This is a genomic window from Acidovorax sp. Root267 (assembly GCF_001429215.1).
Classification (GTDB): domain Bacteria; phylum Pseudomonadota; class Gammaproteobacteria; order Burkholderiales; family Burkholderiaceae_C; genus Acidovorax; species Acidovorax radicis.
Map to the genome: position 1 here is coordinate 108,922 of NZ_LMJC01000032.1, position 21,433 is coordinate 130,354.

The 21,433-nt window shown below is 64.4% G+C and carries 24 protein-coding genes, 1 tRNA gene and 1 riboswitch; of the genes, 16 read left to right on the forward strand and 9 right to left on the reverse strand.

Annotated features, from left to right (window positions below):
- The first annotated feature begins 57 nt into the window (after positions 1-57).
- The 7 genes from rpmJ to ASE39_RS22595 all read left to right on the forward strand — a co-directional run bounded on the left by rpmJ (position 58) and on the right by ASE39_RS22595 (position 3,412).
- Entirely contained in the window at positions 58-171 is a 114-nt protein-coding gene (rpmJ, locus tag ASE39_RS22565) for a 50S ribosomal protein L36 (RefSeq protein ID WP_005793651.1), read from the forward strand.
- Positions 172-194: 23 nt separating this feature from the next.
- Complete coding sequence (gene rpsM, locus ASE39_RS22570; protein WP_008906516.1) at positions 195-560, forward strand: 30S ribosomal protein S13; 366 nt, start codon at positions 195-197, stop codon at positions 558-560.
- A gap of 16 nt (positions 561-576) precedes the next feature.
- The gene (gene rpsK / locus ASE39_RS22575; protein WP_005793662.1) at positions 577-981 is read left to right on the forward strand and encodes a 30S ribosomal protein S11; all 405 of its coding nucleotides are present in this window, start codon (positions 577-579) and stop codon (positions 979-981) included.
- A gap of 90 nt (positions 982-1,071) precedes the next feature.
- Positions 1,072-1,695, forward strand: a complete 624-nt coding sequence (gene rpsD / locus ASE39_RS22580; protein ID WP_010466299.1) for a 30S ribosomal protein S4 — start codon at positions 1,072-1,074, stop codon at positions 1,693-1,695.
- A 112-nt stretch (positions 1,696-1,807) separates the two neighbouring features.
- A complete protein-coding gene (gene rpoA, locus ASE39_RS22585) occupies positions 1,808-2,800 on the forward strand; it encodes a DNA-directed RNA polymerase subunit alpha (RefSeq protein WP_008906514.1) in 993 nt (330 codons plus the stop codon).
- Positions 2,801-2,920: 120 nt separating this feature from the next.
- Positions 2,921-3,313 (forward strand): 50S ribosomal protein L17, encoded by a 393-nt coding sequence (gene rplQ / locus ASE39_RS22590; protein ID WP_029414313.1) that lies wholly within the window; start codon positions 2,921-2,923, stop codon positions 3,311-3,313.
- Between the two features lie 22 nt (positions 3,314-3,335).
- Positions 3,336-3,412, forward strand: a tRNA-Met gene (locus tag ASE39_RS22595).
- A 339-nt stretch (positions 3,413-3,751) separates the two neighbouring features.
- On the opposite strand, the gene nhaR is transcribed toward ASE39_RS22595, so the two are convergent.
- Entirely contained in the window at positions 3,752-4,648 is an 897-nt protein-coding gene (nhaR, locus tag ASE39_RS22600; protein WP_029414312.1) for a transcriptional activator NhaR, read from the reverse strand.
- A 151-nt stretch (positions 4,649-4,799) separates the two neighbouring features.
- Here nhaR and ASE39_RS22605 point away from each other — a divergent pair, with 151 nt between their 5' ends.
- The gene (locus ASE39_RS22605; RefSeq protein ID WP_029414311.1) at positions 4,800-5,345 is read left to right on the forward strand and encodes an Rrf2 family transcriptional regulator; all 546 of its coding nucleotides are present in this window, start codon (positions 4,800-4,802) and stop codon (positions 5,343-5,345) included.
- A gap of 106 nt (positions 5,346-5,451) precedes the next feature.
- Here the strand turns inward: ASE39_RS22605 and ASE39_RS22610 are convergent, their stop codons facing one another.
- The 4 genes from ASE39_RS22610 to ASE39_RS22625 form a co-directional block, all read right to left on the reverse strand.
- A complete protein-coding gene (locus ASE39_RS22610) occupies positions 5,452-6,045 on the reverse strand; it encodes a MarC family protein (RefSeq protein WP_057272605.1) in 594 nt (197 codons plus the stop codon).
- Entirely contained in the window at positions 6,042-6,455 is a 414-nt protein-coding gene (locus tag ASE39_RS22615; RefSeq protein WP_010466288.1) for a VOC family protein, read from the reverse strand. The genes ASE39_RS22610 and ASE39_RS22615 overlap by 4 nt, the downstream gene beginning before the upstream one ends.
- 86 nt (positions 6,456-6,541) lie before the next feature.
- A complete protein-coding gene (locus ASE39_RS22620; RefSeq protein ID WP_057229922.1) occupies positions 6,542-6,913 on the reverse strand; it encodes a TraR/DksA family transcriptional regulator in 372 nt (123 codons plus the stop codon).
- A gap of 109 nt (positions 6,914-7,022) precedes the next feature.
- On the reverse strand, positions 7,023-7,670 hold the full coding sequence (locus ASE39_RS22625; protein WP_057272606.1) for a glutathione S-transferase: 648 nt from the start codon (positions 7,668-7,670) through the stop codon (positions 7,023-7,025).
- A gap of 122 nt (positions 7,671-7,792) precedes the next feature.
- On the opposite strand from ASE39_RS22625, the gene ASE39_RS22630 reads away from it, so the two are divergent.
- From ASE39_RS22630 to ASE39_RS22655, 6 genes are all read left to right on the forward strand, one after another.
- The gene (locus ASE39_RS22630; protein ID WP_010466282.1) at positions 7,793-8,158 is read left to right on the forward strand and encodes a DUF2946 family protein; all 366 of its coding nucleotides are present in this window, start codon (positions 7,793-7,795) and stop codon (positions 8,156-8,158) included.
- A gap of 80 nt (positions 8,159-8,238) precedes the next feature.
- Positions 8,239-10,545, forward strand: coding sequence for a TonB-dependent receptor (locus tag ASE39_RS22635; RefSeq protein WP_057272607.1), 2,307 nt, complete (start codon positions 8,239-8,241; stop codon positions 10,543-10,545).
- 141 nt (positions 10,546-10,686) lie between these two features.
- Positions 10,687-11,232, forward strand: a complete 546-nt coding sequence (locus ASE39_RS22640; protein WP_242421535.1) for a YcnI family protein — start codon at positions 10,687-10,689, stop codon at positions 11,230-11,232.
- Positions 11,233-11,295: 63 nt separating this feature from the next.
- Complete coding sequence (locus ASE39_RS22645; protein ID WP_057272609.1) at positions 11,296-11,793, forward strand: copper chaperone PCu(A)C; 498 nt, start codon at positions 11,296-11,298, stop codon at positions 11,791-11,793.
- Between the two features lie 96 nt (positions 11,794-11,889).
- Positions 11,890-12,765: a PhaM family polyhydroxyalkanoate granule multifunctional regulatory protein gene (locus ASE39_RS22650; protein ID WP_057272610.1), complete on the forward strand. Its 876-nt coding sequence runs from the start codon at positions 11,890-11,892 to the stop codon at positions 12,763-12,765.
- Between the two features lie 82 nt (positions 12,766-12,847).
- Positions 12,848-14,173 carry an FIST N-terminal domain-containing protein gene (locus ASE39_RS22655; protein ID WP_057272681.1) on the forward strand — a complete coding sequence of 442 codons (1,326 nt, stop codon included), beginning with the start codon at positions 12,848-12,850 and terminating at the stop codon, positions 14,171-14,173.
- Positions 14,174-14,184: 11 nt separating this feature from the next.
- On the opposite strand, the gene ASE39_RS22660 is transcribed toward ASE39_RS22655, so the two are convergent.
- Both ASE39_RS22660 and ASE39_RS22665 read right to left on the reverse strand, forming a co-directional pair.
- Positions 14,185-15,507, reverse strand: a complete 1,323-nt coding sequence (locus tag ASE39_RS22660) for a hemolysin family protein (RefSeq protein ID WP_057272611.1) — start codon at positions 15,505-15,507, stop codon at positions 14,185-14,187.
- Positions 15,508-15,884: 377 nt separating this feature from the next.
- Positions 15,885-17,033: a PhnD/SsuA/transferrin family substrate-binding protein gene (locus ASE39_RS22665; RefSeq protein ID WP_082615549.1), complete on the reverse strand. Its 1,149-nt coding sequence runs from the start codon at positions 17,031-17,033 to the stop codon at positions 15,885-15,887.
- Positions 17,034-17,259: 226 nt separating this feature from the next.
- On the opposite strand from ASE39_RS22665, the gene ASE39_RS22670 reads away from it, so the two are divergent.
- Positions 17,260-18,471 carry a sulfite oxidase gene (locus ASE39_RS22670; protein WP_057229905.1) on the forward strand — a complete coding sequence of 404 codons (1,212 nt, stop codon included), beginning with the start codon at positions 17,260-17,262 and terminating at the stop codon, positions 18,469-18,471.
- A gap of 137 nt (positions 18,472-18,608) precedes the next feature.
- A complete protein-coding gene (locus ASE39_RS22675; protein WP_010466263.1) occupies positions 18,609-18,917 on the forward strand; it encodes a cytochrome c in 309 nt (102 codons plus the stop codon).
- Positions 18,918-18,932: 15 nt separating this feature from the next.
- Here the strand turns inward: ASE39_RS22675 and ASE39_RS22680 are convergent, their stop codons facing one another.
- Together ASE39_RS22680 and ASE39_RS27220 are read right to left on the reverse strand one after the other, a co-directional pair.
- Positions 18,933-20,249 carry a D-amino acid dehydrogenase gene (locus ASE39_RS22680; RefSeq protein ID WP_057272612.1) on the reverse strand — a complete coding sequence of 439 codons (1,317 nt, stop codon included), beginning with the start codon at positions 20,247-20,249 and terminating at the stop codon, positions 18,933-18,935.
- Between the two features lie 91 nt (positions 20,250-20,340).
- Positions 20,341-20,454: riboswitch (glycine riboswitch) on the reverse strand.
- A gap of 573 nt (positions 20,455-21,027) precedes the next feature.
- A complete protein-coding gene (locus ASE39_RS27220) occupies positions 21,028-21,405 on the reverse strand; it encodes a hypothetical protein (RefSeq protein ID WP_242421536.1) in 378 nt (125 codons plus the stop codon).
- Between the last annotated feature and the right edge of the window lie 28 nt (positions 21,406-21,433).

Sequence of the window (21,433 nt, forward strand, 5' to 3'; positions counted from 1 at the left end):
CAAATTGTGTTCCGTGCGAAACAGCCGGGACGGATGGACAAGTTTTAGGAGAATGCAATGAGAGTTTCGGCTTCGGTCAAAAAAATCTGCCGCAACTGCAAGATCATCCGCCGCAAGGGTGTGGTGCGCGTGATCTGCACGGATCTGCGTCACAAGCAGCGCCAAGGTTGATTGGAAAGTATTAGAGGACGCATATGGCACGTATCGCTGGCATTAACATTCCGCCGCACAAGCACGCGGAAATCGGTTTGACCGCCATTTTTGGCATTGGTCGCACCCGCGCTCGCAAGATTTGCGAAGCAACTGGTATCGCTTACTCCAAGAAGATCAAGGATCTGACGGACGGCGATCTGGAAAAAATTCGCGAGCAAATCGAGCAGTTCACCATTGAAGGTGACCTGCGCCGCGAAACCACCATGAACATCAAGCGATTGATGGACATCGGCTGCTATCGTGGCTTCCGCCATCGCCGCGGTCTGCCAATGCGTGGTCAGCGCACCCGTACCAATGCACGCACTCGCAAGGGTCCGCGCAAGGGTGCAGCTGCACTGAAGAAATAAAGATTGAAAGATCATCATGGCTAAGTCTCCTGCCAATAACGCAGCTCAGCGCGTTCGCAAGAAGGTCCGGAAGAACGTTTCGGACGGCATTGCACACGTGCACGCCTCGTTCAACAACACCATCATCACGATCACCGATCGCCAAGGCAATGCCTTGTCGTGGGCTTCGTCCGGTGGCCAAGGTTTCAAGGGCTCACGCAAGTCCACTCCTTTCGCAGCTCAAGTGGCTTCGGAAGTGGCTGGCCGCGCTGCCATCGACCAAGGTATCAAGAACCTTGACGTTGAAATCAAGGGCCCTGGTCCTGGCCGTGAATCTTCGGTGCGCGCACTGGGCGCACTGGGCATCCGCATCACGTCGATTTCTGACGTGACCCCGGTGCCCCACAACGGCTGCCGCCCTCAAAAGCGTCGTCGTATCTAATCTCTCTAAGCCCACCGCCGCCTGTGAACGCGCAAGCGCCTCAGGCGGCTCCCGCAATGGTTTGCGGTAGATGACACAAAGGAAGCTCAAGTGGCACGTTACCTCGGCCCCAAGGCCAAACTCTCCCGCCGTGAAGGCACGGACCTGTTCCTGAAGAGCGCCCGTCGCTCGATCGCCGACAAGTCCAAATTCGACTCCAAGCCTGGTCAGCACGGCCGCACCTCTGGTGCCCGTACTTCTGACTATGGTCTGCAACTGCGTGAAAAGCAGAAGGTCAAGCGCATGTACGGCGTGCTGGAGAAGCAATTCCGTCGCTACTTCGAAGCCGCTGACGGCAAAAAGGGCAACACCGGCGCCAACCTGCTGTTCCTGCTGGAATCGCGTCTGGACAATGTGGTGTACCGCATGGGTTTCGGCTCGACCCGCGCTGAAGCGCGTCAGCTGGTGTCCCACAAGGCGATCACCGTGAACGGCAAGTCCGTGAACATCGCTTCGTACCTCGTGAAGACGGGTGACGTGGTTGCAGTGCGTGAAAAGTCGAAGAAACAAAACCGCGTTGTGGAAGCTCTGCAACTCGCCGCTCAAGTAGGCATGCCGGCTTGGGTGGAAGTGAATGCTGAAAAGGCTGAAGGCATCTTCAAGAAGGTGCCAGACCGTGATGAGTTTGGCGCCGACATCAACGAATCCCTGATCGTTGAGTTGTACTCGCGCTAATCGCTCGGTACGTATTTCGAGAAAACCGTCCCTAAACCGCGAGGCATCGCGGTTTAGGCGCTTCACCAGCCTTACCGGTGTAACGAGCTGGGGGTATTGAGAGGAAGTCTGAATGCAAACCAATTTGCTGAAACCCAAGGCGATCAATGTCGAGCAGCTTGGCCACAATCGTGCCAAGGTCGCACTGGAGCCGTTCGAGCGTGGGTATGGCCACACGCTGGGCAACGCCATTCGGCGCGTCCTGCTCTCGTCCATGGTGGGTTACGCAGCGACGGAAGTCACCATTGCAGGCGTTCTGCATGAGTACTCGTCCATTGACGGCGTTCAAGAAGATGTGGTCAACATCCTGCTGAACCTCAAGGGCGTGGTGTTCAAGCTGCACAACCGTGACGAAGTCACGTTGAGCCTGCGCAAGGATGGTGAAGGTGTGGTCACGGCGCGTGATATCCAGACCCCTCATGACGTGGAAATCGTCAACCCTGACCATGTGATTGCCAACCTGTCGGCTGGCGGCAAGCTGGACATGCAGATCAAGGTTGAGAAGGGCCGTGGCTACGTGCCTGGCAGCCTGCGCCGCTATGCAGACGAATCGACCAAGTCGATTGGGCGTATTGTGCTGGACGCATCGTTCTCCCCTGTGAAGCGCGTGAGCTACACGGTGGAAAGCGCCCGCGTGGAGCAGCGTACCGACCTGGACAAGCTGGTCGTCGAGATCGAGACCAATGGTGCTATCACTGCCGAAGACGCAGTGCGTGCATCGGCCAAGATCCTGGTGGAACAACTGGCTGTGTTTGCACAGCTGGAAGGCGGCGAGCTGGCCGCGTTCGATGCACCTGCAGGTCCACGCGGCAACGCCACGTTCGATCCGATCCTGCTGCGTCCTGTGGACGAGCTTGAACTGACCGTGCGTTCGGCCAACTGCCTGAAGGCTGAGAACATCTACTACATCGGTGACCTGATCCAGCGCACCGAGAACGAGTTGCTCAAGACGCCTAACCTGGGCCGTAAGTCGCTGAACGAGATCAAGGAAGTGCTCGCATCGCGTGGTCTCACGCTGGGCATGAAATTGGAGAACTGGCCACCAGCCGGTCTGGACAAGCGTTAAGTTATAATTCTGGGCTCTCCGAATAGGAGGGCTCGGTTTTTGGTTCCCTTGAAGGGGACAGTGCCTCGGGCAGTACCTTATACGGCTGCCTGATTTAATTTTAAATAAGGAAAAAGCACCATGCGTCACGGTCACGGCCTCCGCAAACTTAATCGCACTAGCTCGCACCGCCTTGCGATGCTGCAGAACATGATGAACTCGATCATCGAGCACGAAGTCATCAAGACCACCGTCCCCAAGGCCAAGGAACTGCGCCGTGTGATCGAACCCATGATCACCCTCGCCAAGGTGGACACCGTTGCCAATCGCCGCCTGGCTTTTAACCGCCTGCGTGATCGTGACAGCGTCACCAAGCTGTTCAACGACCTGGGTCCCCGCTTCAATGCGCGTCCCGGTGGTTACACCCGTATTCTGAAGATGGGCTTCCGCGTGGGCGACAACGCCCCTATGGCCCTGGTTGAACTGGTGGATCGTGCAGCTGAAACTGAAAATAATTCGGCAGCAGCTGAATAATAGGGTATAATCTATTTCTTACCGCGCGATGGAGCAGTCTGGTAGCTCGTTGGGCTCATAACCCAAAGGTCGGAGGTTCAAATCCTTCTCGCGCAACCAAAAAATAGCAGGCATCTGCTAAGCAAAACGCCCACTTCATAGTGGGCGTTTTTGTTTGTGGGCCTTGGCTGGCGCTGCGCCCACACGTGTCAGGCAATTGCTGTGTCCTGCTGGGGCAAGTGATGCGGGCAGCCCTCCGTTAGCCCGTCGCGCGTACTCAACGGGGCAAATACCCTGGTGGCTCGCTCAGGGAGGTGGCGGCTGTGTTCAGCTATTGCGCCAACTGACCCCATTGCTGAGCACCGGTTTTCTGTAGCCACAGCAAAGCGCTTTGGCTGTGACAGGGGAGCTCCTCGCAGGGAATTCCCTGCGCAGTTACGGCCCGCATCGGGAGGTCGCTCATCGCCCAAAAAGATCAGCCTTTGCCGCCTTGGTAATTGCCACCACGCAAGGGTGCGTGATGCGCCGCTCCACGGAGATTGCAAAAAACTCCTCGACCAGCTCTGTAGTGCGACCGATCACCTCGACACCGAACTGGGTGGTGGTTTCCGCGTCGAGCACCGTGGGTGAGGTAAAAACTCCCCGGCCTTCGCGGCCGAAGGCATTCATGAGGGCGCTGTCATCGAACTCTCCCACGATCCGGGGCTGAAGATGGTGTTTATTGAGCCAGTGGTCGAGCTGCTGGCGCACGGAGGACATGGGCCCCTGGATGAGCATGGGGGCTCCTTGGAGGCATTGGGGGAATGTTCCGTCCAGCTGCGCCCTCAGGCCAGGCGCGCTGAAAAAACTCATGCCGCTGGTTCCCAAAGGGTGGTTGAACGCCTTGACACCGATCTTCTTGGAGACCGGCTCGTCCGCGAGCACCAGATCGAGCTTGTGCAGGCTCAGTTGTGCAATCAGTTCTGGAAATTTCCCCTCCTGGCAGGTCATGTGCACCTGCTCAGGCATTCCAAGCGCCGGCTCCAGAAGGTGATAGGCCACGGATTTGGCAATGGAGTCGGCCACCCCCACACGAAATTCCAGCGGCTTGGCCTGGCCACGCGAGAGGCGGATGGATTTCTCCAACTCGTCACCCAGCGCAAAGATCTGTTCGGCGTATCCCAGGGCGACACGGCCTTCGCTGGTGAGTTCAAGCCCGCGCCCGCGCTTGCGAAACAGGTCGTGGCCCAGCCATTCCTCCAGTTGCTTGATCTGGCCGGACAGCGTCTGGGGCGTGGTGTGCAGTTGTTCTCCAGCCCGCATGACGCCGCCGGCTTTGGCAACTGTCCAGAAATATCGGAGGTGTTTAAAGTTCATGGGGGTAGATACTGCGGAAAAAGCGAATTATTTGCTTTGATAAAACGAATATACGCGAAGTATCAAACGTCCTACATTGAACCCTTGGCCCATTTCCGCAGCGGTTCGCGCAGCGGTCTGGAACTGTCAACGTTCACAAGGAGTAGCAACGATGCGGATCACCACCCGAGGACAACTTGCGGTATCGGCAATGACGGATTTGGCACTGCGCCAGAAGATGCGGCCGGTAGCACTGTCGACGATCAGCGCACGGCAGGGCACCTCGCTGTCGTACCTGGAGCAGCTGTTCAGTGCCCTGCGGCGTGCCGGGCTCGTGGACAGCACACGCGGCCCTGGCGGCGGCTACACCCTGGCCCGGAACACCGACCAGATCTCGGTTGCCGAGATCATCCTGGCCGTCGAAAACCTCAAGACTGACGATCTGCAAAGCCTGGATGTCGGCCAGGCTGCCCAGGTGAAGTCGATGACGGGTGAACTTTGGTCCACCTTCAACGCGCGGGTCATGGAGTACCTGCAGTCAGTGACTTTGCAGGACCTTGTGGCCGAGCAGCATGCCAAGGGGGTGGTTGCTGAGGAGATGGCGCCTGTCGCACCCCGGCCCAAGCTGAACGCCAAGCCACGCCCTTTGATGGCGCGGGTGGGGGTGCCCAACTCGGTGTTCGCACTGGGCACCATCCCGTTGCTGCAACGCCGTTGAGCTTGCGCGCCGGCGGCGCACTGTAGTTGCTGGCATGCCAGTACTACGGGCGGAGCGGAGGTGGAATCCCCGGTTCCCCTCCCTCGCTTTTGGGCGCGCGCGGCGGCTACAGCTGCTGCGCGAGCTGCTTGATCCCCCGGATCAGCATCTCCACCGAGATGGCGACCAGGATCAAGCCCATCAGGCGTTCAAACGCCATCACCACGCGTTCTCCCACCAAGCGCTGGATGCGTTCGGCCATCAACAGCACCACGGCGCACACGGCCATGGTCACGCACAGCGCGCCCACCCATTCCCAACGGCGCTCGGGGGCCTGGGCCACCAGCAACATCACCGTGGCCAGGGCTGAGGGGCCGGCCAGCGCGGGAATGGCCAGCGGCACGATCAACGGCTCACCCGGCAGCTCGGCCTGTGGGCCATCCGCCGACGGAAAGATCATGCGCAGCGCGATCAGAAACAGCACCACAGCGCCTGCAATCTGTAGCGACAGATCGCTCAGGTTCATCACGCGCAGAAACTCCGCGCCGAAAAACAGGAACACCAGCAGCAGCGCAAACGCGATCAGCACCTCCCGCAGGATCACCCTTGCACGGCGCTCGGGCGCCACACCGCGCAGTGCGTTGGCAAAAATGGGGATGTTGCCCAGCGGATCGGTGATCAGCAGGAGCAGGATGGTGGCCGATGCGAAGGTGTAGCTCACGGTGCGTACACCGCGTCCAGCGAGCGAAAGCCCTTGATCTCGATGGGATTGCCGCTCGGGTCGTGAAAGAACATCGTCCACTGTTCCCCGGGCTGGCCTTCAAAACGCACCTGTGGCTCCAGGACAAAGGCGGTGCCAGCTGCTTTCAGGCGTGCGGCCAGCGCATGCCAGTCGGGCAATTCCAGGATGGCGCCGAAGTGCGGCATGGGCACCAGGTGATTGCCGACATGGCCCGTGCGGGCGCTGGAAAAGGGTGTGCCCAGGTGCAGCGAGATCTGGTGGCCAAAGAAATCAAAGTCCACCCAGGTGTCGGTGCTTCGGCCTTCCTGGCAGCCCAGCACACCGCCGTAGAAGCGGCGGGCGGCATCGAGGTCGGTCACGTGAAAGGCAAGGTGAAACAGGCTGCGCATCCTGCAAAGGATAGCAGCCAGTATCGGTAAGGATGCGGAGGTTTTGCTGGAAGTGATGGCGGAACGCTGGAGCAGCGTGCGCCGATTCAGGCTGCGCGGCGATGCTGCTCGGCCTTCTCCTGGCAATGCACGCAGCGCGCAGCTTCGGGGGTGGCATGCAGGCGGGCGGCGGTGATGTGGGTGCCGCAGTCCGTGCATTCACCGTACGTGTCGGCTTCGATGCGGGCCAAAGCAGCTTCCACGGCGGCCAGATGGGTGGTTTCGCGTTCGTCCAGCGCAAATTCCAGTTCACGCTCGGTGGCCAGCTGGGCCCGTGGGTCCTCGGGCTGGCCAAAGTGGTCGGCAGCGGCCTCTGCACGGCCTATGACGCCGCCGCGCTGCGCAGCCAACTGCGCCCGCAGCCCGGATTGCTGGGCCAGCAACAGTTGGCGGAATGGGGCGGCTTGGGTCTTGTCCATGTGGTGTCTCCTCGGGTGAGCGGATACCTGCATGGTGCGCCTGCGTGCAGAGCCCCTGGTTGACCAGGGTCAAGGGATGACGCCCCGGCCCTTTGCGGAAGAAGGGCGCTCAGCGCTTGGCCGGCCGTGCCAGCATCTCCGCGGTATTGGTCTTGCGATCCGCATTCACGCGCTGCACGTGCGGGCGCTCGGCCATGCGGGTCAGGTAATCCCGCACCGGCAGGCCAGCCAGGTAGTCGCGGCCATAGATGATCTTGGTGGCCGAGCTGACCAGCGGCAAGTGCACGATGGCGGCGCAATCGGCCAGGGTGAAGGTGTTGCCACCCACGTAGGGGCTGAACTTCGCCAGCTGGCCGAAGGCGGCAATGTTCTTTTCCAGTTGCGCCCCCACCTTTTCCTTGGCGGTATCGCTCACCGTGCCGCCAAAAAAGGCCTGCGGGTACAGGTTGCGCGCCACCAGCTCCAGGTGCAGCTCCAGAAAGGTGATCAGCTCGCGCACCTTGGCGGCCTGGTAGGGGTCGGCGGGGATCAGTGGGTGCGCGGGGTGGGCGGCCTCGATGTAGTCGGCGATCACCGCCGATTCGCACAGCGGGCCCTGGGGGGTGCGCAGGTAGGGCACCTTGCCCAGCGGGCTGGCGCTGCGGTCGGTTTCGCCCACCCAGGCCAGTTCCTCGGTGAACGGCAGGCCCTTTTCAAGCAGCGCGAGCTTGACCTTGTTGTAGTAGTTGCTGGCCGAAAAGCCGCAGAGTGTCAGCATGGTGTTGTCTCCGTCATGGTGGTGAATGCAGCACGCATCCTAGGTGCGGGCGGGGGTGCAGTCCGTCGCGCAGATGACCTCCGTCAAGGAGTTCGCGCGCCGGCCCCCTACAATCCGCACCCATGCCCTCCCTCCAAACCATCCGCAGCCTTCGCTGGCTCGCCCGCCTTGTGCTGGCGTGGTTTGTGTTGTCCATGGGGGTGGCGGTGGCGTCGCCCCTGGTCAATCCGCAGGCGATGGAGCTGATCTGTTCGGGCTCGGGCGCCATCAAGGTGCTGGTCAAGACCGACGACGGCGCCAAGGAGCTGCCCAGCCACACGCTGGACTGCCCGTTGTGCGCGCATGTGGGCGCTCCTCCCCCATCGTCACAGGCGCAGCTGCCTGTAATCCATCCCCTGGCGCATGCCCTGCGCCCCATTCCCGCCGCACACATTGCTGCGCGCACCGCCGCGCCGCTGCCGCCGCGCGGGCCTCCGGCCTTCTCCTGAAATTGCTATTTGTTTGATAGCTGTTTGCGCTTGATAGATAAGCGCTGACGGCCTATTTGGCTTGAAATTCAGGAGTTCCCATGCGCAAAAGCCGCATGGCGCTGGCCGTGGCCAGCGCCTTTCCCCTTACCCTGTCCTGGGCTATGCCCGTGTGGGCCCAGACCGCAGACAGCACCAACGCACCCGTCAAGGAGCTGGGCGTGGTCACCATCCGAGGCGGCCAGCCCACCTCGCTGCCCACGCAGATCCCCACCACCATCGAGGGCGTGACGCGCGAGCAGATCGAGCATTCGATCAACGCCACCGACAGCGAAGACGCCCTCAAGTACCTGCCCAGCCTGCTGGTGCGCAAGCGCTACATCGGCGACTACAACCACGCCGTGTTGTCCACGCGCGCCTCGGGCACGGGCAACCCGGCGCGGTCCATGGTGTTCGCCGACGGCATCTTGCTGAGCAACTACCTGGGCAACGGCCCCACCAACGCGCCGCGCTGGATGCTGGTCACGCCCGAGGAGATCGAACGCGTGGACGTGCTCTACGGCCCCTTTTCGGCGGCCTATGCAGGCAACTCGGTGGGCGCCGTGGTGGACTATGTGACACGCATGCCCACAAAGTTCGAGGTGCACGGCAAGGTCAGCTACCAGCACCAGCCATTTGACCTGTACGGCACCAACGCCACTTACGCGGGCAAGCAGGTCAGCGCATCCGTTGGCAACAAGAACGGTGACTGGTCCTGGTTCCTCAACTTCAACAAGACCGACAGCGAAGGCCAGCCGCTCACCTTTCCCACCCGCCTCGTCTCGGCGGGCACCGTGGGCAACGCAGGTACGCCCGTCACGGGCGCCGTGCCGGGCAACAACCGCAGCAACCAGCCCTGGTACCTGCTGGGCACGGCCACGCAGTACCACACGCAGCAAGACCACATCAAGGCCAAGATCGCCTACGACTTCTCGCCCACCGTGCGTGCGGCCTACACCCTGGGCTGGTGGCACAACGAATCCGAAGGGCGCCCCACCAGCTACCTGCGCGATGCCAACGGCAATGCGGTGTACGGCGGCACGGTCAACATCAATGGCCGCTCGTTTGCGCTGGCGCCCACAGACTTCAACGTCTCCGACGAAAGCCTCACGCATTTCATGCACGGGCTCTCGGTCAAGAGCAACACCAAGGGCGTGTTCGACTGGGAGGTGGCCGCCAGCCTGTATGACTACCAGACCGACACCCTGCGCGCCGCTACCGTAGCGATGCCCGCCGCTTTGAGTGGTGGCGCAGGCCGCATCGTCAACAGCAAGGGCACGGGCTGGAACACGCTGGCGGCCAAAGGCACCTGGCGGCCCGATGGCGTATTGGGCGCGCACATCGTGGACTTTGGACTGCAGCGCGACAGCTACCAGCTACGCACCATCGAGAACGCCACGACGAACTGGATCAACGGCGCTGTGGGTGCCCGCAACCAGGCCTTCAACGGCGACACCCAACTGCTGGGCCTGTGGGCGCAAGACACCTGGAAGATCGCGCCGAAGTGGAAGGCCGTGCTGGGCGCCCGCGCCGAGCGCTGGAGCGCAAGCAACGGCCAGACCGGCAACGCCACCACCACGGTGAGCCACGCCGAGCGCAACGAAACCTACCTCTCGCCCAAGGCTGCGGTGGCCTACCAGGCCAACGACCTGTGGGTGCTGAAAGCCTCCACCGGCCGCGCCGTGCGCATGCCCACCGTGGCCGAGCTGTACCAGGGCGGCATCAACGGCAGCGGCACGCTCATCAACAACGACCCGAACCTGAAACCCGAAAAGAGCTGGACCACCGAGCTGACCGCAGAGCGGGACATGGGCAACGGTTTGCTGCGCCTGACGGCCTTCTCTGAGCGCACGAAAGACGCCCTGTACTCCCAGACCAATGTGCTCGTCACGCCCAACGTGACCAACGTGCAGAACGTGGACGCCATCCGCACCAAGGGGCTGGAGCTTTCGTACCAGGCCGCCAACGTCTTCGTGCGCGGGCTGGAGCTGGGCAGCAGCCTGACCTGGACGGATTCCAAGATCACGCGCAACGACAAGTTCCCGGTCAGCGTGGGCAAGTGGCAGCCGCGCATCCCCGAGTGGCGCGCGAGCGCCGTGGCCACGTACCGGCCGGATGACAAGTGGTCATACACGCTGGGCGCGCGCTACAGCGGCAAGCAGTACAGCACGCTGGACAACACTGACGTGAACGGCTTTGCCTACCAGGGCGCGAGCCGCTACTTCACTACCGATGTGCGCGTGCGCTACCAGATCACCAAGCAGGTGAGCGCCGCGGTCGGTATCGACAACCTCAACAACTACCGGTTCTGGAACTTCCACCCCTACCCGCAGCGCACCTACCTGGCTGAATTGAAAGTAACCCCCTGAGCGGCTTGCGCCGCTTCCCCCAAGGGGGACGCCTCCAGCGGCCCGGCGAAGCCGGTTCCGCGGTGGCGCTCGCCTCGGGCGCGCCAGTGTTGAAGGCAATGAATCGTTGAAACGCAAGGTCTGAGTATGAAATCAAACACTATGAAAAATATAGCTGCCACCGCTTTACTATTAAGCGCTGGAGGCCTTTTTGGCTCTGCATCCGCCCATGTGGTGCTCGAATACCAGGTGGCCCCGGCAGGCGCCAGCTACAAGGCGAGCTTCAAGGTCGGCCACGGCTGCGGCGCGTCGCCCACGCGGCAGGTCGCGGTGGACATCCCGGCCGGCATGCGCGGCGCGCGCCCCATGCCCAAGCCCGGTTGGACGCTGGAGGTACAGCGCGAAAAACTCGCACAGCCGTACACCAGCCACGGCCGCAGCATCACCGAAGACGTGGTGCGCATCACCTGGACGGCCAAGACGCCGGACGACATGCTGCAAAGCGCCCATTACGATGAGTTCGTGCTCGTGGCCCAGGCGCCGGAGCAGGCTGGCACCGTGTACTGGCCCGTGCGCCAGGCCTGCGCCGAAGGCAAGAACGACTGGACTGACGTGCCCAAGGCGGGCCAGAGGCTGTCGGACCTGAAGTCCCCTGCGGCAGCGCTGGAGATTCTGCCCACGGGCGGCGGTGGTGCGCACAATCATTGACAGTCAGGTCCGCCCCGCGCCTGCTTCACCCCATTTCCTCCAGACATTCGAAAGACATCCATCATGAAAAAACTGCTTCACCGCGCCGCCCTCGTTTCCACACTGGCCGCAGCACTGGCCAGCGCCCCCGCATGGGCCCAGACCGCCGCCGTCAAGGTCGAAGGCGCCTGGGCCCGTGCCAGCGTGCAGGGCCAGAAGGCCACGGGCGCCTTCATGCGCCTCACCGCCAAGGACGGCGCCCGCCTGGTGCGCGCCGAATCGCCCGCCGCTGGCATCACCGAAGTGCACGAGATGAAGATGGAAGGCGACATCATGAAGATGCGCGCCGTGCCCACGCTCGATCTGCCCGCGGGCAAGACCGTGGAGCTCAAGCCCGGTGGTTACCACGTCATGCTGCTGGACCTGAAGGCGCCCCTGGCGAAGGACAGCTCGGTGCCCATCACCCTGGTGTTCCAGGATGCCAAGGGTGCGGAAAGCAAGCTCAACCTGACGGTGCCTGTGGGCACGGCGGCACCCGGTGGTGCCACTGCGGGCGGCATGATGGATGGGCATAAACACTGAGGTTCCCGCCGCCGCAGCGCCTTCGCGGGCGCAACGCATTGGAGTAAGCTGTGCCTCCACCACAGATCACCCTCGTCCACCTCTTGCGGAGCGGCCATGAGCGACACATCGAATTTCGGTTTCGGCAAACTTGTCCCAGGTTTTGACTTTTTGCAGAGCCTGGCCAAAGGGGCGTCCAACAGCATTCCGCAGTTGCCCAACCTCAGCAACTGGGTGGCGCCTACCATCAGCGTCGAAGAACTCGAAAAGCGCATCGACGAACTCAAGGCCGTGCAGTTCTGGCTGGAACAGAACTCGCGCGCGCTGGCCGCCACCATCCAGGCGCTGGAGGTGCAGAAGATGACCCTGGCCACGCTCAAGGGCATGAACTTCAGCATGGGCGACGTGGCCAATGCCTTCAAGCTCAAAACCGCCGACACCGTGATGAGCGGTGTGCAGAAAGCCGCCGACACCGTGAGCGGCGCGGCGGGCGCCATCGCTGGGGCTGCCGCCCGTGTCACGGGCCGCGCGAGCGCTGCCGAAGAAGCAGAAGAAGACGAGCGCGAGGAAGCCGAGCCCGCCGCCCAGCCTGCCGAGGCCAAGGCGAAGGGCAGCAAGGCATCGGCCGCCGCCGCCGCGCCCACCGTGGTGGACCCTATGCAGTGGTGGGGCGCGCTCACCGGCCAGTTCCAGCAGATCGCCGCCAACGCCATGAAGGACGCGGCCAAGCAGACCGCCATCGACACCACCAAGAACATGGCCACGGGCCTCGCCAAGGAAGCCCTCAAGACGGCCACCGGCATGGCCACCCAATTCGCCGCCAAGGGCATGCAGACCATGCAGGGCGGCGCCAAGCGTGCCGCTGCACCGGGCGCCACCAAAAAGACCACCGCCACCCCGAAGCCTGCGGCCCGCAAAACCACGGCGAAACCCGCCGCCAAAAAAGCCAGCAGCAGCACCCGCAGCCCAGCGGCCCGCAAGCGAGCGGGCTGACGCCAACGCGGGCGGGTGTGGCAACAACCCGCAAGTGGGCGCAACATCGGCCCACCACCGCCCTGGCATGGAGATCCACCCCATGAAACTTTTCCCTTCCGGCCACGCCACCCACCCCCAGTGGCGCATGGCCGCCGCGCTGGTGCTGGCGCAATTGCGCGCCCAGATGGCGCTGCCCGAATACGCTTCGGCACCCACCCTGGGCCTGCTTTACGTCACCGACCACTACGGCAACGAAGCCCAGGCGCTGCTCGACTACCTGAGTGGCGAGCTGCCCGAGGTGACGGACTGGACCGGTACCGTGGGTGTGGGCGTGTCGGCCAACAATGCCGAATACTTTGACGAGCCGGCGCTGTCGGTCATGCTGCTGGATGTGCCGGCCGACCAGTACCGTGTGTTCTCCGGCGTGGCACCGCTGCCCACGCACGCGCCGCACCCGGGCGCAGGCTTTGTGGCCCACACGGCGCTGGTGCATGCCGACGGCCGCACCCCCGAACTGACCGAATTGCTGGCCGAGATGGCCGCACGCACCGACACCGGCTACCTGTTTGGTGGCCTGTCCGCCAGCCGCACGAGCAACGTACAGTTTGCAGTGGGTGGCGACGGCAACATGGCCGGGCAGGGCGGCGCCAGCGGGGTGTTTGACGGCGGCTTGTCGGGCGTGGCGTTTGGCGCGGGGGTGGCGCTGGTGTCGCGCGTCACGCAGGGCTGCCAGCCCGTGGGCGCGCTGCGCACCATCACCGCCGCGCAGGACAACGTCGTTCTGGCGCTGGATGGCGAGCCCGCGCTGGATGTGCTGCTCGATACGCTGCAGGTCTCGCTGGACAGTGGAGACCCCCAGCCCGCGCTGCGCAAGGTGCGCGCCACTCTGGCCGGGTTGGTCAGCGCGGGCGAGCAGCCTCAGGGCCAGCGCCGCACGGGCCACTTCGGCACCGATACGCGCGTGCGCCACATCGTGGGGCTCGATGGCAGCCGCCGGGGCGTGGCGCTGGCCGACCACGTGGAGGCAGGCATGCACCTGGCGTTCTGCCAGCGCAATGTGGCAGCGGCGCGCGCCGACCTGATGCGGATCTGCGCCGAGATTCGCGAGGAGCTGGAACCCGAGGAGCTGGAGCCTGCGCCGATGGTGTCGTCAGACACCCTGGGCGATCTGGCCGCGGCACCGGGGGCTGCGGCGCGGGGCACCAGCGCTCTGCCCCAGACCGGGCGGCGCATCTGCGGGGCGATCTATGTGAGCTGCTCGGGCCGGGGCGGCCCCCATTTTGGCGGGTCCAGTGCCGAGCTGCAGATCGTGCGCCACGCGCTGGGCGATGTGCCGCTGGCCGGCTTTTTTGCCGGGGGTGAAATTGCGCACCACCATCTGTACGGCTACACCGGGGTGCTGACCGTTTTTGTGAACGGCGAATAGGGCCGTCGCGATCAGGCCACCGGGCTGTCCTCGGCCTCGGCCTTTTCCTCGGGCGTCAGGCGTGTGGCGAGGATCTTGTCGATGGTCTTGCCGTCCATGTCCACCACTTCGAGCTTCCAGTCTTCCCATTGCACTGCGTCGGTCACCTTGGGCAGGCGCCCGGTCAGCAACATGATCATGCCGCTGAGGGTGTGGTAGCGGCCGCGTTCTTCCTCGGGCACGGAGTCCAGGTTCAGCCGGTCTTTCAGCTCGGGCACCGGGATGTGGCCGTCCAGCAGCCAGCTGCCGTCCTCGCGCTGCAGCGCCCACGAGGTCTCGGGGTCGCGCGGCTGGAACTCGCCGGTGATGGCCTCGATCAGGTCCTGCAGCGTGACGATGCCCTGCACCTCGCCGTACTCGTCGATGACAAACGCCATGTGCACGTCCTGCAGCCGGAAGTTGTCCAGCAGCTCCATGCCGGTGATGGTTTCGGGCACGTACAGCACGGCCTGCAGCGTCTGATCGGCCAGGGTCTGGCTGCGGTCGCGCAGCGCGCGGGCCAGCCACTGGCGGGCATTGATCACGCCCAGGATGTTGTCCATTCCTCCGCGCACCACCGGAAACCGCGCGTGGTCCGACTCCTCGATGCGCGCCAGATTCTCTTCAAACGGAGCATCGACGTCCAGGCACACCACGTCGCCGCGCGGCAGCATCAGCGAGCCGATCTGGCGGTCGTCCAGCCGGAACACATTGCGCACCATGGTGTGCTCGTGCGATTCGATCACCCCGGCCGTCGTGCCCTCGACCAGCATGGCGTGGATTTCTTCTTCCGTCACGGGGCTGCCGCTGGTTTCCTTCACACCCATCAGGCGCAGCAGCGTGCGGGTGGAGGTGGACAGCAGCAGCACAAAAGGCTTGGTGGCCAGCGCGAGAAAGTTGATGGGCCGTGCGACCAGGCGGGCAAAGGTTTCGGGGTAGGACTGGCCGATGCGCTTGGGCACCAGTTCACCCACCACGATGGAGAAATACGTGATCAGCACCACCACCAGCCCGGTGGCCGCATAGCCCCCATAGGGCAGGGGCACGCCCAGCGATTCAAGCCACGCAGCCAGCGGTGCGGCCAGCGCGGCCTCGCCCACGATACCGTTCAAGACACCGATGGACGTGATGCCGATCTGGATGGTGGACAGAAAACGCGTGGGGTCTTCGCCCAGCTTCACGGCGGCGGCGGCGCCGCTATCGCCCTCATCAATCAGCTTTTGCAACCGGGCTTTGCGGGCCGTGACCAGAGCGATCTCTGACATGGCAAACAGGCCGTTGAGGAAGATGAGGGCGAACAGTATTGCTATTTCCATACAAAGGGCGCCTTGCGCGCCCTTGGGTGTTGAGAAGCGACCAATTGTAAGGACAGGGGCCAGAGGCCTTGCGCAGGCTCCTAGCCACCTTCGGTGGGCAGACCGGTTTCGTCCCACTCGGGCAGTCCTCCGCGCAGCCAGTACACCGACTTGAACCCCTTGGCGGCGGCCACCTTGGCAGCTTTAAGAACTTGCTCACGATCTCGCAGGGGATCGCGTTGGAGCGCAATCGGGATGAGTGGATGCTTCGGGTGCGCCGCATGGGCTCATGCCCATGCAAGCAGCCGGGGCGTCCAATCGCCCGATTTCGCTCCAACCCTTCGGGCAGTGGTCTTGGCGGGCGGTCTGCGGCGTTGCGGCGCTTGTGGATAGCCGGGCTATCCACTGCGCACCGCGCCTAGCACACCATCCCGCCAAGGCCACTGCGCGACCCCTGAGAGATCGCGAGCAGGTTCTTTGGACTTCCAGCATTCGGCACCGTTGCAGGCAAAAATCACGGGCTTGGCCTTGTCCAGGCTCTGGAGCTTGTCCAGTGCCTGGAAATCGTCCTGGGCCGCATTGAAGGCCACGTCCTTGAGGCTCTTTTCCACATACGCGGCAAACACGGCGCCCCGGATGCGCTTGGCCTTGAATTCCTTCTCGGTGCGCGTGTCCACCAGCGTGGCGCCCTGCGCCTGCAGATTCTGTGCCTCGCGCGCGGTGATACGGTTCACGCCCGGCAGGCTGGTGGGCGTGAAGAGGCCCAGCTCGGCAACGCGGCGGTATTCCACAGCCTCCGGGCGCACAGACACCGGCGGCAGGCCGCTGGCGGAGGACGATGCACTGAACCACTGGGCCAGCTTGTTGCGCGCATCAGCAGACAGATCTTTCTTCACCACAATGGAAAACCCGCCCGGCACGGGCTGCGATGTGGCCAGCACGCGCGCGATGCCCGGGTGTGCCGCAGACCATTCTGCCCAGTCGTCCTCCCGCACCACGGTGGCGTCGGCCGTACCCAGCGTCAGGGCCGTGAGGCCCGCCTGGGGGAACTTCTCGTATTGCACGGCGCGCAGTTCCTGGAACGACAGCCCGGCCTCGTTGAGCATGCCGCGCGCCATGTACGTGTACAGCGAATCCTGCTGGGGCAAGTAGAGCCTTCGGCCCTTCATCGCGGGCACCGCTGCGATCTGCTGCAGCCCGACCAGCAGGTATCGGTCCGATTTGTGCGTGGCGCCCACCAGCTCATAGCCGCGTTGCAGCGCGGATGCGGCCACCTGGGCCGGGCCAATGAAGATGTCGTAGCCCGCACTGCGCGTCGCACGCATCACATCCGCCAACTCGTCGCTGGTGGTCAGCGCCACCGTCTGGCCAGCGGCCTTGGACAGACCGGACTCGGCGGAGGTGCGCAGGATGGAATGCGCCGCCTTGCGGGCGGTGGGCTCCACGGCCACGATGGCCGTCAGCTGGGCCTGCACCGCGCTGGAGCTCAGCCAAAGGAAAAGCAGCACTCCCCATTTGCCGCCGGTGGGTTTCCTGTTTGTGTTCATTGCGCTTTCCTCCCCCCCAAAACAAAGCGCGAATATGCCCACGGCCTTCGTACCTGTGTACGAATGTTTCCGATGTTTTGTGTTTGTTACTTTTGTTAACGACGCATTGCGCGCCACGGTAAAGGCTGCCGCACAGAATGCGGGCTGGGCCCGCCCCGGCATGCCCCTGTCAGGCGAGGGCGGGGAGAAAACCGTTTGTTCACCCACATTATCTGGAGACGTTTCCATGAAAGATTCCATGACCCTGCCACGCCGCCACATGCTGGCCGGAAGTGCCGCAGCCCTGAGCGCGCTGGGCCTGGCCGGATGGGCTGGCACTGCCAGGGCGCAGCAGGCCACGAGCCCTGCCAAGCCGCTGCCCGCCTATGCGGGATGGAAATCTCCGGACGCGCTGATCGTGCACAGCAGCAGCACCCTGGAAACCCGGCGCTCCGCGTTCGGCACCAGCGTCATCACCCCGTCGAACCAGCTGTACGTGCGCAACAACCTGCCCGCGCCTGATGCGGCCATCCTGGACAACCGCGATGCCTGGAGCGTCGCCATCGAAGGGGTGAAGAACCCACGCAGCCTGACGCTGGCCGAACTCAGAACCCTGGGCGTCGAGACCGTGGCCACGGTGCTGCAATGCTCGGGCAATGGACGGGGCTTTTTCCCCAGCAAGCCCAGTGGCACGCCCTGGTCCGTGGGCGCTGCGGGTTGTGTGGTCTGGAGCGGCGTGCCGCTGCGCAACGTGGTGGCTGCGCTGGGCGGGCTCGCCGACGGCGCGGCCTACCTCACGGGCACCGGTGGCGAAAAACTGCCAGAGGGTGTGGACCCGCTGTCTGTGCTGGTAGAGCGCTCGGTCCCCGTGAAAGCGCTGGACGACGCGTTGCTGGCCTGGGAGATGAATGGCGAGCCCTTGTCCCTGGCGCACGGTGGGCCGCTGCGGCTGGTGGTTCCGGGCTACCAGGGCGTGAACAACATCAAGTACGTCAAGCGCGTGGCCTTCGCCAGTGCGCAGTCGCAGGCGCGCATCATGTCGCACGGCTACCGCATGTCGCCCCCCGGCTCCAAGGCCAGCCCGGACCAGCCTTCGGTGTGGGAGATGGGCGTCAAGTCCTGGATCAACGGCCCCCTGCCCGACAAGGGCCCGCTCAAGGCGGGCCAGGTGCAGGTGCACGGCGTGGCCTTTGGGGGTACGCGGGGCATCAAGGGGGTAGAGGTCTCGGCCGATGGTGGCAAGACTTGGCAGGCGGCCAAACTCATCGGACCGGACCTGGGCCCCTTTGCCTGGCGGCAGTTTGCACTGCCGGTGCGCCTGGAGGCCGGCACGCAGGTGCTGGCCAGCCGCGCCACCGACACGGCGGGCAACGTGCAGGCCGAGCAGCGCGAGGAAAACCTGGGCGGCTACAACAACGCCAGCTGGCGCGACCATGCCGTCACGTTGACCGTGGCATGACCTTGTTCCTCCCTGAGGCGCTTTGCGCCGTCCCCCCGGAGGGGGGACGCCAGCCGTGGCCTGGCAAAGCCAGTTCCACCGTGGCACTGGCGTGGGTGCGTGCCGCTGTCGGACGGCATCGGGTGCCGGGGTGTGGCTTGCTGGTGGGGGTGGCGTTATTGTGGGCGGGTGCCAGCTGGGCCGCCGACCCTGCCGAACTGGCGCGCGGCAAGGAGCTGTTCACCAAGATCCAGCCCGCCTGCGCCGTGTGCCACACGCTGCAGGCTGCGGGCGCCGAGGGACAGGTCGGCCCGGTGCTGGATGAACTCAAGCCCGATGCGGGCCGCGTGCTGCGGGCGTTGAAGGCGGGCATCGGCGCGATGCCCTCGTATGCCGAGCGCATGAGCGAAAAGGACATGTTGGCCGTGGCCGCCTTCGTGGCCCAGGCCACGGGCGCGGCCCCATAACGCCGGGCCGCCGGTTCAGGCCGTCGTGCGCGAGGGCAGCAGCGCGGCCGGCCGCCGGTCGCGTTCCAGCCCCTGGAAGTCGAAATCCACCTGCGGCGCGCGCCCGCTCACGATGTCGGCCAGCGCCTGGCCCGAGCCGCAGGCGTGCGTCCAGCCCAGCGTGCCGTGGCCGGTGTTGAGGAACAGGTTGGCGAGCTTCGTCTTGCCGATCAGCGGCACATTGCTGGGCGTGGCGGGGCGCAGGCCGGTCCAGAACTGGGCCTGGCTCGCGTCGCCTGCGCCAGGAAAAAGCTGCTCCACGCGGCGCACGATGGCGTCGCAGCGCACCTGGTTCAGGTGGCGGTCGTAGCCGTTCAATTCAGCGGTGCCGGCAATGCGCAAACGATCACCCTGCTGGCTGGTGTAGCGCGAGAACACGAGCTTGAACTCGTCGTCCGTGAGGCTCACCTGGTGCGCCTTGGACGCGTCCTTGACCGGCATGGTCACCGAATAGCCCTTGGCTGGGTAGATCGGCAGGTGGATGCCCAGCGGCTGCGCCAGCAGCGGGCTGAACGAGCCCATGGCCAGCACGAAGGCTTCGCCCTGCACGCGCTCGAAGCGGCCCTCGGCGTTGGTCACTTCCACATGGTCGATGTTGCCGCCTGCCTCGCGCAGCGCCGTGATGTGGTGGCCCAGACGGAACTGCACACCCGCCGCCTCGCACAGTTTGGCCAGCTCGCGCGTGAACTGGTTGGCATCGCCCGATTCGTCCTCGGCCGTGAAGGTGGCGCCTGCCAGCTGCGGGCGGATGTGGGCCAGCGCTGGCTCGATGCGCACGGCCTCGTCGGCGCTGATGACCTGGCGCTCGCAGCCCAGGGCGCGCATCTGCTCGGCCGGGGCCAGGGCGCCATCGAACTCTTTCGCGTTGGTGTAGAAGTGCAGGATGCCTTGCGTGCGCTGGTCGTACTGGATGCCGGTGGCTGCACGCAACTGCTGCAGCACGCTGCGGCTGTAGGTGCCCAGGCTCACGATCTGCTCGATGTTGTGGCGCGTGCGCGCCGGCGTGCAATTGCGCAGAAAGGCCAGGCCCCAGAGCCACTGCCGCATGTCGGCGCGCAGGCGAAACAGCAAGGGGGCGTCTTCTTTGCCCAGCCACTGCAGCACCTTGAGCGGCGCGCTGGGGTTGGCCCAGGGTTCGGCGTGGCTGACCGAGATCTGCCCACCGTTGGCAAAGCTGGTTTCGGCGCCGGGGGCTCCCTGGCGGTCAATGACGGTCACTTCGTGGCCGAGCTGTTGCAGGAAATAAGCCGAAGTCACGCCGAGCAAGCCGGCACCCAAAACAATCACGCGCATTTTTGAAGCCTTTTAAGGGTTCAGCGCTTGATGGACGTGCGTTAGTAGCTATTTTTTATATAGCAAGCAGTTGGCGCGCGTCCGCCAAGCTGCCGCTCCCCCTGTCCTTGGTACCTGAGAGATTCACCACACAGCCCACATGGCGCGCGGTTTGCTCCTTCGGTGCGCCACGGTGTGCCCGTGGCGGCTCTCCAGACGGCTTTGATGAATGGTGCAGTACGGGACCTGAGCGTGTATGGGAGTTTGCGCCTTCGGTGCAGCGGCGGGCGTGTGGCCTACCGTGCTCTCCTGCGGGGCCCATTCTAGGAGGGCACGGGCGGCGGCAAAGTGTTTTTGCCGGCTAATGGGTGGCAATCGTTGCTGATGGTAGGAGGTGGCAGGTCGCCATAATCCAGCGACTTGACCCAGCCCAGGACGCTTTCCCTATGCCCGACACCGCTTTCGATCCCTTTGCCAGCGCGGCCGTCATCACCATGGCCCGCCAGGGGCGCACCCCCCGGCCGCTCGATTTGCCCGCAGCGCTGCGCCCGCGCGATGCGACCGAGGCCTATGCCGTGCAAGACATCGTGGTGCGCGAGCGGGGGGAGATTGCAGGCTGGAAGGTGGGCGCCGCGTCGCCCCAGGCCCAACCCACGCGGGCAGCGCTCACCCGTGATTCGGTGTTTGTGGCGCAAACCGTGCAGGCGGTGCATTTGTCTGCTGCAGGGTTCGCCGTGATGGGGGTCGAGGCCGAGCTGGTGTACGAGCTGGGTGCCGATTTGCCAGCCCGCTCCACGCCCTACAGTGCGGTCGAGGTGCTGGCTGCCGTGACCTCGGTGCGCGCCGCCATTGAGGTGTGTGATACGCGGTTCGCGGCCTGGGGGCTGCAGGGCGAATGGAGCCGCCTGGCCGACCAGGCCTGCCATGGCGCACTGATCGTGGGTGCGGGGGTGGCCGATGTGGCGGCGGTGAAGCCTCTGGCGCAAGCGGTGAGCTTGTCAGTGAACGGGATGGTGGCCGTGCAACACGCCACCTGGGGCAACGCGGCGGGCGATCCGCTCGGGCTGCTGGTGTGGCTGGCCAACGAAGGCGCGCGCAGCCTGGGTGGGCTGCGTTGGTGGCGCCGGGTGCGGTGGTGGTGGCTGAGTTTCCAGGCCTCGGACGCGCCGAGGTTCATCTGGTGTGACAGGCGAGGAGCGCTAGGC

Coding starts and splice junctions, on each gene's coding strand:
- rpmJ (WP_005793651.1), top strand. CDS start 58: ATGAGAGTTTCGGCTTCGGTCAAAAAAATCTGCCGCAACTGCAAGATC.
- rpsM (WP_008906516.1), top strand. CDS start 195: ATGGCACGTATCGCTGGCATTAACATTCCGCCGCACAAGCACGCGGAA.
- rpsK (WP_005793662.1), top strand. CDS start 577: ATGGCTAAGTCTCCTGCCAATAACGCAGCTCAGCGCGTTCGCAAGAAG.
- rpoA (WP_008906514.1), top strand. CDS start 1,808: ATGCAAACCAATTTGCTGAAACCCAAGGCGATCAATGTCGAGCAGCTT.
- rplQ (WP_029414313.1), top strand. CDS start 2,921: ATGCGTCACGGTCACGGCCTCCGCAAACTTAATCGCACTAGCTCGCAC.
- nhaR (WP_029414312.1), bottom strand. CDS start 4,648: ATGAACTTTAAACACCTCCGATATTTCTGGACAGTTGCCAAAGCCGGC.
- ASE39_RS22605 (WP_029414311.1), top strand. CDS start 4,800: ATGCGGATCACCACCCGAGGACAACTTGCGGTATCGGCAATGACGGAT.
- ASE39_RS22615 (WP_010466288.1), bottom strand. CDS start 6,455: ATGCGCAGCCTGTTTCACCTTGCCTTTCACGTGACCGACCTCGATGCC.
- ASE39_RS22620 (WP_057229922.1), bottom strand. CDS start 6,913: ATGGACAAGACCCAAGCCGCCCCATTCCGCCAACTGTTGCTGGCCCAG.
- ASE39_RS22625 (WP_057272606.1), bottom strand. CDS start 7,670: ATGCTGACACTCTGCGGCTTTTCGGCCAGCAACTACTACAACAAGGTC.
- ASE39_RS22630 (WP_010466282.1), top strand. CDS start 7,793: ATGCCCTCCCTCCAAACCATCCGCAGCCTTCGCTGGCTCGCCCGCCTT.
- ASE39_RS22635 (WP_057272607.1), top strand. CDS start 8,239: ATGCGCAAAAGCCGCATGGCGCTGGCCGTGGCCAGCGCCTTTCCCCTT.
- ASE39_RS22640 (WP_242421535.1), top strand. CDS start 10,687: ATGAAAAATATAGCTGCCACCGCTTTACTATTAAGCGCTGGAGGCCTT.
- ASE39_RS22645 (WP_057272609.1), top strand. CDS start 11,296: ATGAAAAAACTGCTTCACCGCGCCGCCCTCGTTTCCACACTGGCCGCA.
- ASE39_RS22650 (WP_057272610.1), top strand. CDS start 11,890: ATGAGCGACACATCGAATTTCGGTTTCGGCAAACTTGTCCCAGGTTTT.
- ASE39_RS22655 (WP_057272681.1), top strand. CDS start 12,848: ATGAAACTTTTCCCTTCCGGCCACGCCACCCACCCCCAGTGGCGCATG.
- ASE39_RS22660 (WP_057272611.1), bottom strand. CDS start 15,507: ATGGAAATAGCAATACTGTTCGCCCTCATCTTCCTCAACGGCCTGTTT.
- ASE39_RS22665 (WP_082615549.1), bottom strand. CDS start 17,033: ATGAACACAAACAGGAAACCCACCGGCGGCAAATGGGGAGTGCTGCTT.
- ASE39_RS22670 (WP_057229905.1), top strand. CDS start 17,260: ATGAAAGATTCCATGACCCTGCCACGCCGCCACATGCTGGCCGGAAGT.
- ASE39_RS22680 (WP_057272612.1), bottom strand. CDS start 20,249: ATGCGCGTGATTGTTTTGGGTGCCGGCTTGCTCGGCGTGACTTCGGCT.
- ASE39_RS27220 (WP_242421536.1), bottom strand. CDS start 21,405: ATGAACCTCGGCGCGTCCGAGGCCTGGAAACTCAGCCACCACCACCGC.